Source organism: Pectobacterium actinidiae (assembly GCF_000803315.1).
Classification (GTDB): Bacteria; Pseudomonadota; Gammaproteobacteria; order Enterobacterales; family Enterobacteriaceae; genus Pectobacterium; species Pectobacterium actinidiae.
The window spans coordinates 39,963-55,414 of record NZ_JRMH01000002.1; the positions used below are offsets into that span (position 1 = coordinate 39,963).

Sequence of the window (15,452 nt, forward strand, 5' to 3'; positions counted from 1 at the left end):
AAAACTAGCGAGTCTACGCCGAATAACACGGGTACGGCACATCCCTGTGCGCAAAAAACCTATGTCTATTGGTACACGGGATAACGATGGCACAGCGCGATCACCTGCTTACGAACACGATCGCGCATCGCCGTTAACTCCTCATTCCCCACCCCCAGCGCATCCAGCACATCACATAGCCACCCCGCCAACTGTTCACACTCCGTCACACCGAAACCGCGCGTCGTCACGGCTGGCGTACCAATACGCAGACCCGAGGTAACAAAAGGCGAACGTGAGTCGTTAGGCACCGAATTCTTATTTGCCGTGATGTAAGCGTCACTCAGCGCAGCATCGGCATCCTTACCGGTATACGGCTTGTCGGACAGGTCGATCAGCAGTAAGTGGTTGTCGGTGCCACCGGAGACAATCTTGTAACCCCGCTGCTGGAGGATACGCGCCATTGCCCGGGCATTAGCCACCACTTGACGTTGATAAACCGTGAACTCAGGGCGTAATGCTTCCTTGAAGGCTACCGCTTTAGCCGCAATGATATGCATCAACGGGCCACCTTGAATGCCGGGGAACACGGCGGAATTGAGCTTTTTGTAAAAATCTTCACTCTGCCCCTTAGCCAAAATAATTCCACCTCGCGGGCCACGCAGCGTCTTATGAGTGGTACTGGTCACAACATGTGCGTGAGGGAGCGGGTTCGGGTATTCACCTGCGGCGACTAAACCAGCAACATGCGCCATATCCACCCAGAAGATAGCACCGACTTTGTCAGCAATCGTGCGCATCCGCGCCCAGTCCTTGTGACGTGAATAGGCGGAGAACCCGCCTATCAGCATTTTTGGCCGGGTTTCCAAGGCAATACGTTCCATTTCGTCGTAGTCGATAAGCCCTGTTTCAGGATCAAGCCCATAAGGTACGATCTTGTAGTGGCGACCGGAGAAATTGGATGGGTTACCGTGGGTCAGATGCCCGCCCTGCGCCAGATTCATCCCCATCACCGTGTCGCCTGGGCTAGTCAATGCCAGAAACACGGCCGCATTGGCCTGAGCACCGGCATGGGGCTGAACGTTGGCATAATCGCAGTCAAACAGCGCTTTAGCCCGCTCAATAGCCAGATGCTCAGCCACGTCAACATATTCACAGCCGCTGTAGTAGCGCTTGCCAGGGTAACCTTCGGCATATTTGTTGGTGAACACGGAATTCTGGATCGCCATCACCAGCGGACTGGCGTAATTCTCTGAAGCGATAAGTTCAATATGGGTTTCCTGACGGTGTTCTTCATACAAGATGGCATCAGCCAACTCAGGGTCAAAATCAGTGAGAGTCAAAGAAGTGTCATACATGGGGGATCATCCTATACGTTGCTCAGGTTTTTTTTAAAGATTTGCTTCTGTGCTGGTTTCATCAGGCCAGTAGTAGCTATCCGGCAGAGGACGCGCCCCGAAGATAGCCTGACCAACGCGTACAACGGTGGCACCTTCCTCAATAGCGATTTCAAAATCGCCGGACATCCCCATGGACAATTCATCCAGCCCCATACCAACGGGGGCGTTTTGCTGCAATTTATCGCGTAGGTTACGTAGTCGGATGAAACACTGGCGCACACGTTCAGCCTCGCTGGAGAACAGCGCCAGCGTCATGAGCCCACGCACACGTAGCGTAGGGAATGCGGGAAGCGCCTGAATAAAAGCGGGGACGTCTTCAGGAGACAGGCCGTACTTACTGGCCTCGCCGGAGGTATTAACCTGCACGAAGACATCCAGCGAACGTCCTTCAACGTGTAAGCGGCGATCCAACGCTTCAGCCAGTCGCAGGCTATCCAATGCCTGAAATTCGGTAGCGAAGCGCGCTACCAGCTTAGCTTTGTTGGTTTGCAGGTGGCTAATGACCGACCACCGTAAGTCGGTTAAGTCCTGCATAGCCTCCCATTTGCGGTATGCCTCCTGCACCTTGTTCTCGCCCAACATCCGGCAGCCTGCCGTATGAGCCATACGCAGGCGACTTTCCGGTTTAGTTTTACTGACTGGCAGCAATCGTACTGTTGCAGGATCGCGGCCGACACGGTGACAGGCCGCGGCGATACGCATCTCTACGGCCGCCAGGTTAAGTTGGAAATCCTCAACCGTGGCGGCTTCGGGATAGCGGCCGTGGCTGTCGTGGCGAGTGGGTGTATCGGAAGGTATCGGCATCAGCTTAACTCCTGATGAAGAGGATGAATGGATTGTGAAACGTATTTATAGATTTAAAATAGCCGGATGTTCCCCACCATTTTTTTGATGATAGGCAGACCAATTGTTCAAACATGCCCAGCTTGAATCTGTCAAAGCCTGGATTGGCGATCCCGCACACGGTGCTTTGCCCCTGCACGCCCGTATCCAGCGAGCGATTCGTCAGTTAATCCTCGATGGCATTCTCGACGTAGGAAAACCCTTACCCGCGTCGCGCGCGTTGGCTGCATCACTCGGGGTTTCGCGTGATACGGTCGAATCAGCTTACAGCCAGCTTCATGCGGAAGGGTTTATTGAGCGCCGAGTTGGCAGCGGCAGTTTCGTGTCGGAGCGAGCAAAGCGTCTGTCAGGACGTGGCAAAGCCCGGAAAGCAGGAGATAGCAAAGCGGAAGTGCGCCTCAGCCAACGTGGCAGCGCCATGTTCCAGAATGGCGGTGTACGTGATTTCATCGTACCGCGAGCGTTCGCGCCCGGCGTGCCGGAAACACGTAATTTTCCTCTCCAGACGTGGGAACGATTGGAACGGCAGGTGCTAAAAGACTATGGCACTCAAGCACTACTGCACAGCCCACCGCAGGGTATGGAAGCTCTGAGACGCGCTATCGCAGATTATGTCAATCTCGAACGAGGAGCCCGTGCCACACCTGAACGCGTGTTGGTATTGACCAGCTCCCAGCAAGCATTAACGCTCTGCGCGAATGTGCTGATGGATGCTGGCGATCGGATCGTCCTTGAAGATCCCGTGTACCACGGCGCACGCAAGGCTTTCGAGGCTGCCGGGCTCGCATGCGTGCCGATACCGTTAGATGCCGATGGCTTGCAGGTCGATCGCCTGCTTGAAGCAAGCAGCGGACATCATACGCCCGCCAAAGCCGTATTCCTGACACCATCACACCAGTTTCCGACCGGTACGACGCTGACGCTAGATCGAAGGCTGGCCGTTATCGAATGGGCTAGGCAGCACCAGAGCTGGATTATTGAAGACGACTACGACAGCGAGTTTCACTACGCGGGCAAACCCACTGCCTGCGTGCAGGGGCTCGACCCCCACGATCGTACGATCTACATCGGCACCTTCACCAAATCACTGTTTCCAGGTCTGCGTATCGGCTACATGATACTCCCACCACCGCTGGTTGCTCCGATGACCGTGGGCCGCACACTAATGGATGGGCACAGTGCACCTATTCCACAGCTCACGCTGGCACGTTTTATCGAAGGTGGCCACTTCGGTGCCCATGTACGCACGATGCGCACCATTTACGCCGAACGTCGCGATGTGCTGGCACGGCTGGTACGCCAGCATCTTACTGACTTCGTAGAGCCACATGTGCCAACCGGAGGCATGCAGATGCCCTGTGTTTTTATCCGTGACATCCCTGAGCACGACGCGGTGGAATCGGCACGCCGAGCCGGGATCGATCTGCTGGGGCTGACAGCACTGTATGCGTCGGGCCACCATAAAGCAGGTTTCCTGATGGGATTTGCCGCACACGCCCCGCATGAACTGGAACTTGCCGTCAAAACCTTAGCAAAAGTGCTGCGCGCGCTGTGTCGCTGATGAGGATGTATCCTCGCGGAACAAAAAAAACCGCAGGCCAATGCCTGCGGTCATATTGCTACTACCGCGATGCTTACTTAGCGGCTTTCTCTTCGGCTGCCGGTTTTTCAGCTTTCGCATCATCCGCTGCTTTCAGCTCAGCTTCAGATTTAATGTCCAGCAGTTCAACGTCAAATACCAGCGTAGAGTTGGCCGGAATGCCTGGCACGCCATTTTCGCCATAGGCCAGTGCCGGTGGGATAGCCAGCTTGATTTTGCCGCCTTTCTTAACGTGCTTCAGGCCTTCAGTCCAGCCAGGGATCACGCCGTCCAGACGGAAAGAAAGCGGTTCACCGCGTTTGTAGGAGTTGTCGAACTCGCTACCGTCAACCAACGTACCTTTGTAGTTAACCACGACGGTATCGCTGTCTTTCGGTGCTTTGCCGCTACCTTCTTTCTCAACCTGATACAGAAGGCCAGATTCCGTTTTCTTCACGCCTTTTTCTTTGGCGAAAGACTCAAGATACTTGGCGCCTTTGTCCGCGTTATCTTTCGCATCTTGCTTCATCTTGGCTTCAGCCGCGGCTTTCACTTTACCTTCAAAGCCTTGCAGCGTTTTCTCGATTTCTTCGTCAGTCAGCTTGCTCTTATCAGCAAAGGCATCCTGAACACCAGCAATCAGCTGTTCCTTATCCAGTTTGATGCCTAATTTTTCTTGCTCTTTCAGAGAGTTATCCATGTAACGCCCTAAAGATGCACCTAACGCATAAGCCGCTGCCTGCTCATCGTTCTTGAATTTGGCTGCCGCAGTGGTGTCAGATGCCTGCGCTTTGTCTGCCGCCAGAGCCTGGCCTGCATTCAGAGCCAGAGCCATCGTTGTTGCTAACAGCGTTACTTTAAACAGTGATTTCATCCATTTCTCCAGCATCTGGAGCGACACGCTCCAGCCATCATTAAAATACATTCGCGCCTACTATAACTGTGCGGACGAAGACAACACAACGACGCACTCGACAATCCTTTGATAAAAAACGTCAGGAAGCTTTTCCAACATCATTTGTGTCGTCCTAAGGCCCTCAGGCAACGATATGCCCTATTCCAGATAGTGCATTGCGCCCTACTGCGACCGTTTTTACTACCAGAAGTTTCCGCTTTCTGACAAACTCGCGGGTAACAAGAAGTAAGGGGAATACCGATGTCACCATCAGCACTTGAAGAACGGCTCGAACAGTTGGAAAGCCGACAGGCCTTTCAGGAATTAACCATAGAAGAACTTAACCAAACGATTATTCAACACGAGCGGGAAATTAGCCGCCTGCGTGAACATGTCCGTCTACTCACCGACAGGCTACGCAGCCAGCAAACCTCACTCGTTGCTCCCCAATCGGAAGAAACGCCACCGCCGCACTACTAAGATCTGCGCCCCGTTATATCGGCGACCATACAGGCCAGATATAAAAAAACCTCAGGTGATAATTATCAACCTGAGGTTTTTTATGCGCTACGACTAATTAGTGGCAGCCGCATCCACCGTTGCCGCCGCAGCCGCCTTTACCGTGCTGGTGGCCGTGATCGTGGTCGTGATCATGGCCATGACCGCCACAGCAGCCGTCGCCGTGTTCATGATCGTGTTCGCCGTGAACGTGACCGTGCGCCAGCTCTTCTTCCGTCGCTTCGCGGATAGCAACAACTTCAACGTTGAAGCTCAGGTTTTGACCTGCCAGCATGTGGTTGCCGTCGACAACAACGTGGTCGTCTTCAACTTCGGTGATTTCAACTGGCACTGGACCCTGATCGGTTTCAGCCAGGAAACGCATACCAACCTGCAACTCGTCAACGCCCATAAAGACATCTTTCGGTACGCGCTGAACCAGATTTTCATCATAGTTGCCGTAAGCGTCGCTGGAACCAATGTTCACATCAAACTTCGCGCCAGCTTCACGGCCTTCCAATGCTTTTTCCAAACCAGAAATCAGGGAACCGTGACCATGCAGATAGTCCAACGGCGCGCTCACCGGAGACTCATCAACCAACACACCGTCTTCTGTACGTACCTGATAGGCCAGGCTGACCACCAGATCTTTTGCTACTTTCATGATATCTCCTACCGTTGGAAATCAAACTGGCGCAAATTGTAGCTGAAAAATGTCCCTATGTACCGTCTGGAATCAAAAAACGTCAACGGTTGGCGACAATGCCATCACGACACTCATCCCTCATTCTGGCCGGAAGATCCCGATAATCTCGTTAGCCTGTGGGGCGGGTGCCGTCGTAGGCTCATCAGCCTGACTCTGGCGATATCCGCACTTCACGCACACCACCACCTCGACGTCATCCTCTCGTCCAACCGCCAGCGTGTCCTGAGCCTGACACGTCGGGCACACGGCTCCTGCAATAAAGCGTTTACGCATGATAACTCCAATTCATCGCCGTTCTAAAACCTAGAACCTGGAATCTAGAACCTATTCTACTAGGCGTTATTGGCGCAGACAGTTTGGACTCGGACAGCGCGCAGAAACCGGAGCGTACACGTAGTACGTGAGGATTTATTCGCTTCGCTCACCCTACGGGCCGCCCCAAGAGGCGTTCAAACGCAATTGCGTTTGTGCGAGCACTGCCCAGGTTCAAAATGGCAAGTAAAATAGCCTAGAGAATAGGTTCTTACTCGTCATCTTCATCCCACACACTCGGCCGACGACGCTCGCGCAGCATTTCCCGCTGGAAAATATCTTCCAGCTCACGGCGTGCCTCTTTAACACGGGATATTTGCGCGACATCACCCGTCAGTTGCGGCATCAGCTCACGCAGCATGCGCATATCCAGACGGCGGAAATGCTGTTGCGCACGCATCGCCTGATGTGGGTGCATGCCCACCGTCACCAGCGTTTTCCGCCCTAGCTCCAGTGCACTGGAAAAGGTTTCACGCGAGAAATGCCTTACGCCTGTTTGTAACAGCTCATGGGCTTCAACACGCCCGCGTGCCCGTGCCAGAATCTCCAGATTTGGGAAATGTTGCTGGCAGAGATGCACAATCTCCATCGTATCTTCTGGCGCATTACAGGTGATCACAATGGAACGTGCTTTATCCGCGCCCGCCGAGCGCAGCAGTTCCAGCTCCGTGGCATCACCATAATAAACCTTATAACCATAGCTGCGCATTAGGCTCACGGCGCTGATGTCACGCTCCAGAACAGTAATCCGCATTTTGTTCGCCATTAATAAGCGGCCAATCACCTGCCCGAAACGCCCGAAGCCCACCACGATCACCTGCGGCTCATCATCCTCGACATACGGTTTCTCATCCGGCACATCCTGCACGTTATAACGACGCACCAGAATGCGGTCGATCAGCTGCATCAGCAGCGGCGTCGTCATCATTGATAACGTCACCGTCACCAGCAACAGCGGCAGTTGCTCACCTTTCAATACATTGAATGACGCCGCAGCGGAAAACAGGACGAAAGCGAACTCGCCGCCTTGACTCAGCACCCCGGCAAACTGCAAGCGCTCGGAGCGGCGCATACGATTAATTCGCGCAAGGAAATACAGTACAGCCGCTTTCACGGCCACCAGCACCAGCACCGCAACCATAATCTTCACGATGTGGGTGTAGAGGATCCCGAGATTCAGCGCCATTCCTACAGAGATAAAGAACAGGCCAAGCAGCAAGCCTTTGAACGGCTCAATAGCGATTTCCAGTTCATGCCGATATTCGCTTTCCGCCAGCAGAATACCGGCGATAAAGGTGCCTAACGCCATAGAAAGCCCTAAGGCTTCCATAAACAGCGCAGAACCGAGCACCAGCAACAGCGCGGCAGCGGTGAACACCTCGCGCACACCGGATGCCGCAATAAAACGGAACAGCGGACGCACCAGATAGCGGCCGCCGATTAACATGCCGAGAAACGCGGCAACCTTAAGACCAATCCGTTCCCAATCGCCAAAATCGCCCTGTACTCCCGCTAAAATCGGAATCAGCGCCAGCGCGGGGATAACCGCCAAATCCTGAAACAGCAAAACGGAGAAACCTAATTGCCCCGATTCATTGCGGTTCATGCCCTTTTCGCGCATCAGTTGCAGCGCCATCGCCGTTGACGACATCGCCAGCCCCACACCACCAATCAGCGCGGACTGCCACGAGAAATCTGTCAGATACAAGGCTCCGCCTAAAATCAGCGCACTCAGGCCGACCTGCGCGGCTCCTACGCCAAAGATCGAGCGGCGCAGTGTCCAGAGCTTGGAGGGATTCAACTCCAGACCGATGATGAACATCAGGAAAACGACACCCAGCTCCGAGAAATGCAGGATGGCTTCCACATCACGGATAAAGCCAAGCCCCCAGGGGCCAATGGCGATCCCTGCGATCAAATAGCCCAGTACGGCACCAATGCCTAATCGGGCCGCAATCGGTACGGCTACGACCGCCACAAACAAAAACAAGACTCCGGCGGTCAGTAGCGCGGAACTCTCCATATTAGCGTTCCTCTTCAGGTAAAGGGGAGGCTAGCCATTCACCGTAAGCTTTGGCTTGACTCGACAACACATCGGGCTGCAAACGGCGCGCCCAGTAAATAATCATAGGGTGCATCCAATGCATCCGGCACATTGCCGCTGTCAACTCAAACGGACGTAGCAAGTCGTCCATCGGGTAACGATTGTTTCCATCAGGATGATAGGCATCTTCCGGCTCACCGGTCGTAATCACCGAGCGCCAGTATTTCCCCGCCAGCGCATTACCGCCGATCCCATTGGCAAAACCACGGGATAGCACCCTATCGAGCCACTCTTTCAGCAACGCCGGACAGCTATAGGTATAAAAAGGATGTTGGAAAACAATGACCTGATGCTCACGCAGCAGCTGTTGTTCGTGATGAATATCGATAAAAAAATCAGGATAGTGTGCGTAAAGATCGTGCACAGTTACATTCGCCAACTGCTGAGCCGGTTGCAATAAGATCCGGTTCGCTACCGAGTCCTGTGGTTCAGGATGGGCATACAGCAGCAAAATCTTCGGTGGCTGCGACATCATTCCCCTCCAAAGCGTCGTCATAATAATCGTTTTCCGTTACCATGCAGCGCAACGACTAAAAACAGGACACCGCGTGTCCTGAGATGTCCATAATTTAACATACTCTGAACAGACGGCGCTTTATGATTGTTTTCTCTTCGCTGCAAATTCGACGTGGTGTACGCGTTCTGATCGACAACGCGACAGCAACGGTTAATCCCGGCCAGAAAGTCGGTCTGGTTGGCAAGAACGGCTGTGGTAAATCTACCCTGCTGTCCTTACTGAAAGGTGAGATCAGCGCCGACGGCGGCAGCGCGACATTTCCGCAAAACTGGTCGCTGGCTTGGGTTAATCAGGAAACCCCCGCGTTGGATAAACCCGCGCTGGACTACGTGATTGACGGTGACCGCGAGTTTCGTCAACTGGAAGCTGCGTTGCAGACCGCCAACGAAGAGAACGATGGTAACGCCATTGCCACGCTGCACGGCAAGCTGGATGCCATCCAAGCCTGGACGATTCAGGCCAGAGCATCAAGCCTGCTCAATGGGCTAGGATTTTCTCAGTCACAGCTACAACAGCCCGTCAGCGCCTTTTCCGGCGGCTGGCGGATGCGTTTGAATCTGGCACAGGCGCTGATCTGTCGTTCAGATCTGCTGCTTCTGGATGAACCGACCAACCACCTCGATCTGGATGCGGTTATCTGGCTGGAGAAGTGGCTGAAAAACTACGCCGGCACGCTGGTACTGATCTCGCACGACCGCGATTTCCTCGATCCGGTGGTGACCAAGATCCTGCACATCGAACAGCAGTCGCTCAACGAATACACGGGCAACTATTCCTCGTTTGAACGCCAGCGCGCTACTCGCCTCGCACAGCAGCAATCGCTCTATGAGCACCAGCAAGAGCGTGTCGCGCACCTGCAACACTACATTGACCGCTTCCGCGCGAAAGCGACCAAAGCCAAGCAGGCGCAAAGCCGGATAAAAATGCTGGAACGCATGGAGCTGATTGCGCCAGCGCATGTCGATAACCCCTTCCGCTTCAGCTTTCGCGCCCCAGAATCGTTGCCCAATCCACTCATGAAGATGGAAAAGGTCAGCGCAGGCTACAACGACAAGCTGATTCTCGAATCGATCAAACTTAATTTAGTGCCGGGTTCCCGCATCGGGCTGCTCGGCCATAACGGCGCGGGTAAGTCCACGCTGATCAAACTGCTTGCTGGCACACTTGCCCCACTGAAAGGGGAAATCGGGCTGGCGAAAGGCGTGAAGCTCGGTTATTTCGCTCAGCACCAGTTAGAGTTTCTACGTGCGGATGAATCGCCTTTGCAGCATCTGGTGCGTCTGGCAGAGCGGGAAACGGAACAGCAGCTTCGCGACTATCTCGGCGGCTTCGGTTTTCAGGGCGATAAAGTCACGGAGATCACCGAGCGTTTCTCCGGCGGCGAAAAAGCCCGTCTGGTGCTGGCACTGATCGTCTGGCAGCGTCCGAATCTTCTGCTGCTCGACGAACCAACCAACCATCTCGATCTGGATATGCGTCAGGCATTGACCGAAGCGTTAATCGATTTTGAAGGCGCGCTGGTTGTCGTCTCGCACGATCGACACCTGATCCGTTCTACCACCGACGATCTCTATCTGGTACACGACCAGAAAGTGGAACCGTTCGATGGCGATTTGGAAGACTACCAACAGTGGCTGGTCGGCCTGCAACGTCAGGAAAATGCGGCCGATGAAACGCCAAAAGAAAATACAGCCAACAGTGCGCAGGGTAGAAAAGATCAGAAACGCCGCGAAGCCGAGTTGAGAACGCAAACGCAGCCGCTGCGCAAACAGATAACCAAGCTTGAGCAGCAGATGGAAAAGCTGGGGGAAACGCTGGCAGCGCTGGAAGCGCGGCTGGCGGACAGCGCCATCTATGACATCAGCCGTAAAGCCGAGCTCACCGACTGCCTGCAACAACAAACCAAAGTCAAAATCGCGCTGGAAGAAACGGAAATGTCCTGGCTGGACGCGCAGGAACAGCTAGAGCAGATGATGCAGAGCGAGTAAATTGCTACCTATTGCCTGAACGAGTCGCGAGCGGAAAACCGCTCGCGACGTTATCAACAAAGCCTTAATGCCAAATCAACAGCACGCAGGCGGCGGTCAGCAATCCCATTGACACATTGAAGATAATCCACGCTTTCTTACTACGCAGCAGTCGCCCAATCATTGTACCAAACCCGAGCCAGATGACTCCGGACACCAGATTGACCAGCACAATCCCGATGCTTATGGCGATTACAGACTGGTTATAGCCTTCACCCGCCAGACTAAAACTGGCAATTGCCCCCAGTGCCATGAGCCACGCTTTCGGGTTAAGGAATTGCAGCAACCACCCCTGATAAAACCGAATCGGCTGGGGTGGCGCAGCGGACGTTTCTAAACGTTCGTATGCCGCCGTGGCGATTTTCCACGCCAGCCAGAGCAGATAGGCGCTGCCGAGGACTTTCAGGATAAAGTGCAGCGAAGGATAAATCAGAATCAACCCACCGACACCAAATGCCACCAGCAGCAAAATGCTTTGCATGCCCAGCATGATGCCAATCATCAGCCACAGCGAACGCATAAAGCCAAAATTCGCGCCCGAGGTGGTCAACAGCATATTATTCGGCCCCGGCGTGATGGCCGCTACCCACAAAAAACCCAACATCGAGAGAAATAAACTCAGTTCCATTATTTGTGGGCACTCCTGACCCAAATATCGTACTAACTGGCAGCATTGAGGCTAACTGTGTGATATTGATCGTACAAGAGCCGATAACCAGATTTCCATATCTTTTATGTATGACCAATTTCGTCCGCTGAGCGGCGCCCGTAACCCACATCTGCAAACGCTATTGCCACGTTTGATTCGCCGTCATGCGCAATTCTCACCCGTCTGGCAAGCGCTCGAATTACCCGACGGCGATTTCGTCGATCTGGCCTGGAGCGAAGCCCCTGAACTGGCACGGCACAAGCCACGTGTGGTGCTGTTTCACGGGCTGGAGGGCAACTTTCATAGCCCTTACGCCCACGGCCTGCTACATGCCTGCAAACAGCGCGGCTGGCTGGCCGTCATCATGCATTTTCGCGGATGCAGCGGGAAGCCCAATCGGATGAAGCGTATTTATCACTCCGGCGAAACCAGCGATGCGAGCTATTTTCTGCACTGGATGCAGGAGACGCTGGGCCATGCGCCTACCGCCGCCATCGGCGTGTCTCTCGGCGGCAACATGCTAGCCTACCTGCTCGCTCAGCAAGGCGAAGCCTGTTCCCTGTCCGCCGCCGTCATTGTTTCCGCCCCCTTGATGCTCGAACCCTGTAGCCGTCGGATGGAACAAGGCTTCTCTCGCGTCTATCAGCACTATCTGCTGCGGCTTTTGAAACAAAACGCCAGTCGCAAACTGGCAGCATACCCAGACACATTGCCCATTCAGTTGCCGCAGTTGAAGCGAATCCGCCAACTGCGGGAGTTTGATGACATCATTACTTCACGAATCCACGGTTTTCGCGATGCAGCCGACTACTATCGACGCTGTAGCGCCCTGCCGCTGTTGCCTCAGATTCGTAAACCGTTGCTGATCATCCATGCGAAGGACGATCCCTTCATGACGTCTGAGGTGATTCCCGATCTGTCGCAGTTACCGTCTACTATTGAGTATCAGCTGACGGAACATGGTGGGCATGTCGGCTTCGTCGGTGGAACGTTGCTGAAACCGGAAATGTGGCTGGAACAGCGCATTCCCAATTGGCTTAGCCCATTTTTGGACCATGCCACCGATTCTTTTTCTTCAGGAACCTCTTATTCAGGAACTTTTTATTCAGGAGGAATAGCGTGATTATTCCCTGGCAACAGCTCGATCCAGAAACGTTGGATAACATCATTGAATCTTTCGTCCTGCGAGAAGGCACCGATTACGGCGAGCAGGAACGTTCGCTGGCGCAGAAAGTGGAAGATATCCGCAGCCAGCTCCAATCTGGCGAGGTGGTGTTGGTGTGGTCTGAGTTACATGAAACGCTCAATATCATGCCACGTAACCAGCTCAATGCCGGAGGACACGCTCCTTATTGAGCATGGCGAAAGGCGTGAAAGAACGCGCCAAACATGCTAACAATGATAACTAATTACGTCTTTTTTGAGGATGCACGCAGACCTTCGGTCTGTGCGAACCTCGCGATCACGGAGTCACGCGCCTTATGTCACATCAGCATCCGATTATTGCGGTTACCGGCTCTAGTGGGGCGGGAACCACGACAACCAGTCTGGCCTTCCGTAAGATTTTCCAGCAGTTTGATCTGCGTGCAGCCCAGTTGGAAGGCGATAGCTTTCACCGCTATACCCGCCCGGAAATGGATATGGCGATTCGTAAAGCGCGTGATTCAGGACGCCACATCAGCTATTTCGGCCCGGAAGCGAATGATTTCAGCCTGCTGGAACAGTCGTTTATCGAATATGGCCTGCACGGGCGCGGTCAGACGCGTAAATATCTGCATACCTACGATGAAGCGATTCCCTATAATCAGGTTCCTGGGACGTTCACGCCGTGGGAACCGATGCCGGAACCCACTGACATCCTGTTCTATGAAGGGCTGCACGGCGGCGTGGTCACCGAGCAAAACGACGTGGCACAGCATGTCGATTTGCTCGTCGGCGTGGTGCCAATCGTCAACCTGGAATGGATTCAAAAGCTGATTCGTGACGTCAATGAGCGCGGCCACTCGCGTGAAGCGGTGATGGATTCGGTCGTCCGCTCGATGGAAGACTACATCACCTATATCACGCCACAGTTCTCTCGCACACACATCAATTTCCAGCGCGTGCCCACCGTGGACACCTCCAACCCGTTCGCCGCCAAGTCGATTCCCTCACTGGACGAAAGCTTCGTGGTGATTCATTTTCAGGGGCTGGATAATATTGATTATCCCTATCTGCTCGCCATGTTGCAGGGGTCATTTATCTCCCACATCAACACGCTGGTCGTTCCCGGCGGGAAGATGGGCTTGGCGATGGAATTAATCATGGCACCGCTGGTGCAGCGGCTGATAGAAGGGAAAACGATCGAATAAGCAAAACCGGGCACGGCAGCGTCGTGCCCAGAGAAAGCGATTAAGCCAGCACCCGAATTTCGTGACTGTGCGTCACCTCAACGGCTTTACCCAGCATCAATGCCACAGAACAGTACTTTTCCGCCGACAGGGCGACGGCTCGTTCGACAACGTTATCGGTCAGTCCTTTTCCCGTCACGATAAAATGCAGATTGATGTGGGTAAATAAACGCGGCGCGTCAGACCGACGCTCTGACGTTAATTTCACCTCACAATCCGCCACATCGTTGCGACCTTTTTGTAGAATCGACACCACGTCAATCGCACTGCATCCTCCTACGGACATCAATACCATTTCCATCGGACTGGGCGCTTTATCGCCAGAATTGCCGTCCATCAAAATCTGATGCCCTGATGCGGATTCGCCCAAAAACGTTAAGCCTTCAACCCATTTTACCCGAGCCTGCATGATGCCTCTCCACTAAAAATTTTTTGAAAATTTATATCGTTACTGTACAAAAACCAGCGTTAATCAGAGCTTTGTCATGCTGAAGCGAGACAACACAAGACACATCCTTAAAGCTGTGTTAAAACGAAAATAGAATAGACCTTTTCTGGACAAACCCAGAAACGAAGAAGATGATTACGTGGCCAGATATACCCAGCCACGTTTACGATGCGGCAAGGCAGCAACCGGAAAATCAAGGGTACAGTGGTTCCAGTATATTCCCTGACGTCATTCTGCCTAGACTGAATTTTATTTTTTAGCAGTTAAACACGCCGTACAGGGAACTCTGACCCCTGTAATTTGCGCAGTGAATTACAACAGAGGATGATAGCGAATGGTTCTCGGCAAACCGCAAACAGACCCAACTCTCGAATGGTTCCTTTCCCATTGTCATATCCACAAGTATCCATCGAAGAGCACGCTTATTCACCAAGGTGAAAAAGCAGAAACGCTTTACTACATCGTGAAAGGCTCTGTCGCAGTGCTAATCAAAGATGAAGAAGGCAAGGAGATGATCCTCTCCTACCTCAATCAGGGCGATTTTATCGGCGAGCTAGGCCTGTTTGAAGAAGGTCAGGAGCGTAGCGCCTGGGTTCGGGCAAAAACCGCCTGTGAAGTGGCTGAAATTTCCTATAAAAAATTCCGCCAGCTCATCCAGGTTAACCCGGATATCCTCATGCGTCTGTCAGCCCAAATGGCAAGCAGACTTCAAGTTACCTCTGAGAAAGTCGGCAACCTCGCCTTCCTTGATGTGACTGGCCGTATTGCTCAAACCCTACTCAACCTGGCCAAACAACCTGATGCCATGACGCATCCAGATGGCATGCAAATTAAAATTACCCGTCAGGAAATTGGGCAAATCGTTGGCTGCTCGCGTGAAACCGTGGGTCGCATTCTGAAAATGTTAGAAGACCAGAACCTGATCTCTGCACACGGTAAAACGATTGTCGTTTACGGCACTCGCTAACCCGCTGTCGCTGTACCCTACCAATAAAAAAGCGTGAAGCCTCGGCCTCACGCTTTTTTTATGGCATGCCATCCCTGGCCGCCCCCTTTCGGGTCGTTGCTAACGCAACGTTAAAACGTTCCCTACGTTTTTTATGTC

At 53.4% G+C, this 15,452-nt stretch carries 16 protein-coding genes; 7 read left to right on the top strand and 9 right to left on the bottom strand.

Going from position 1 to position 15,452, the window contains the following annotated elements; genetic code table 11:
• Positions 1–65 precede the first annotated feature (65 nt).
• Both glyA and KKH3_RS17785 read right to left on the bottom strand, forming a co-directional pair.
• Positions 66–1,337 (bottom strand): serine hydroxymethyltransferase, encoded by a 1,272-nt coding sequence (glyA, locus tag KKH3_RS17780; RefSeq protein WP_039362771.1) that lies wholly within the window; start codon positions 1,335–1,337, stop codon positions 66–68.
• Between the two features lie 33 nt (positions 1,338–1,370).
• On the bottom strand, positions 1,371–2,183 hold the full coding sequence (locus KKH3_RS17785; protein ID WP_039362773.1) for a YggS family pyridoxal phosphate-dependent enzyme: 813 nt from the start codon (positions 2,181–2,183) through the stop codon (positions 1,371–1,373).
• Between the two features lie 103 nt (positions 2,184–2,286).
• On the opposite strand from KKH3_RS17785, the gene pdxR reads away from it, so the two are divergent.
• The gene (pdxR, locus tag KKH3_RS17790) at positions 2,287–3,783 is read left to right on the top strand and encodes a MocR-like pyridoxine biosynthesis transcription factor PdxR (RefSeq protein WP_039362775.1); all 1,497 of its coding nucleotides are present in this window, start codon (positions 2,287–2,289) and stop codon (positions 3,781–3,783) included.
• Positions 3,784–3,856: 73 nt separating this feature from the next.
• Here pdxR and fkpA read toward each other — a convergent pair whose 3' ends face one another.
• The gene (fkpA, locus tag KKH3_RS17795; RefSeq protein ID WP_039364306.1) at positions 3,857–4,675 is read right to left on the bottom strand and encodes an FKBP-type peptidyl-prolyl cis-trans isomerase; all 819 of its coding nucleotides are present in this window, start codon (positions 4,673–4,675) and stop codon (positions 3,857–3,859) included.
• A gap of 282 nt (positions 4,676–4,957) precedes the next feature.
• On the opposite strand from fkpA, the gene KKH3_RS17800 reads away from it, so the two are divergent.
• Positions 4,958–5,176, top strand: coding sequence for a SlyX family protein (locus KKH3_RS17800; protein ID WP_039362777.1), 219 nt, complete (start codon positions 4,958–4,960; stop codon positions 5,174–5,176).
• Between the two features lie 97 nt (positions 5,177–5,273).
• Here the strand turns inward: KKH3_RS17800 and slyD are convergent, their stop codons facing one another.
• The 4 genes from slyD to kefG form a co-directional block, all read right to left on the bottom strand.
• Positions 5,274–5,858 (bottom strand): peptidylprolyl isomerase, encoded by a 585-nt coding sequence (gene slyD / locus KKH3_RS17805; RefSeq protein ID WP_010277503.1) that lies wholly within the window; start codon positions 5,856–5,858, stop codon positions 5,274–5,276.
• A 120-nt stretch (positions 5,859–5,978) separates the two neighbouring features.
• Positions 5,979–6,173: a YheV family putative zinc ribbon protein gene (locus KKH3_RS17810; protein WP_039362780.1), complete on the bottom strand. Its 195-nt coding sequence runs from the start codon at positions 6,171–6,173 to the stop codon at positions 5,979–5,981.
• Between the two features lie 250 nt (positions 6,174–6,423).
• Positions 6,424–8,235: a glutathione-regulated potassium-efflux system protein KefB gene (gene kefB, locus KKH3_RS17815; RefSeq protein ID WP_039320306.1), complete on the bottom strand. Its 1,812-nt coding sequence runs from the start codon at positions 8,233–8,235 to the stop codon at positions 6,424–6,426.
• Between the two features lies 1 nt (position 8,236).
• Entirely contained in the window at positions 8,237–8,788 is a 552-nt protein-coding gene (gene kefG, locus KKH3_RS17820; RefSeq protein ID WP_039362783.1) for a glutathione-regulated potassium-efflux system ancillary protein KefG, read from the bottom strand.
• Between the two features lie 125 nt (positions 8,789–8,913).
• Between kefG and KKH3_RS17825 the strand changes: the two genes are divergently transcribed.
• Positions 8,914–10,821: an ABC transporter ATP-binding protein gene (locus KKH3_RS17825; RefSeq protein ID WP_039362785.1), complete on the top strand. Its 1,908-nt coding sequence runs from the start codon at positions 8,914–8,916 to the stop codon at positions 10,819–10,821.
• Positions 10,822–10,885: 64 nt separating this feature from the next.
• Here the strand turns inward: KKH3_RS17825 and KKH3_RS17830 are convergent, their stop codons facing one another.
• Positions 10,886–11,488, bottom strand: a complete 603-nt coding sequence (locus KKH3_RS17830) for a LysE family translocator (protein WP_039362786.1) — start codon at positions 11,486–11,488, stop codon at positions 10,886–10,888.
• 106 nt (positions 11,489–11,594) lie between these two features.
• Between KKH3_RS17830 and KKH3_RS17835 the strand changes: the two genes are divergently transcribed.
• The 3 genes from KKH3_RS17835 (at position 11,595) to KKH3_RS17845 (ending at position 13,860) form a co-directional block, all read left to right on the top strand.
• Positions 11,595–12,632 carry a hydrolase gene (locus tag KKH3_RS17835; protein WP_039362788.1) on the top strand — a complete coding sequence of 346 codons (1,038 nt, stop codon included), beginning with the start codon at positions 11,595–11,597 and terminating at the stop codon, positions 12,630–12,632.
• Positions 12,629–12,865, top strand: coding sequence for a YheU family protein (locus tag KKH3_RS17840; RefSeq protein ID WP_010297035.1), 237 nt, complete (start codon positions 12,629–12,631; stop codon positions 12,863–12,865). The genes KKH3_RS17835 and KKH3_RS17840 overlap by 4 nt, the downstream gene beginning before the upstream one ends.
• Before the next feature lie 125 nt (positions 12,866–12,990).
• Positions 12,991–13,860 (top strand): phosphoribulokinase, encoded by an 870-nt coding sequence (locus tag KKH3_RS17845; protein ID WP_010297039.1) that lies wholly within the window; start codon positions 12,991–12,993, stop codon positions 13,858–13,860.
• A gap of 40 nt (positions 13,861–13,900) precedes the next feature.
• On the opposite strand, the gene KKH3_RS17850 is transcribed toward KKH3_RS17845, so the two are convergent.
• Positions 13,901–14,308 (bottom strand): OsmC family protein, encoded by a 408-nt coding sequence (locus tag KKH3_RS17850; RefSeq protein ID WP_039362789.1) that lies wholly within the window; start codon positions 14,306–14,308, stop codon positions 13,901–13,903.
• 373 nt (positions 14,309–14,681) lie between these two features.
• Between KKH3_RS17850 and crp the strand changes: the two genes are divergently transcribed.
• Complete coding sequence (crp, locus tag KKH3_RS17855; protein WP_004090925.1) at positions 14,682–15,314, top strand: cAMP-activated global transcriptional regulator CRP; 633 nt, start codon at positions 14,682–14,684, stop codon at positions 15,312–15,314.
• The last annotated feature ends 138 nt before the right edge of the window (positions 15,315–15,452 follow it).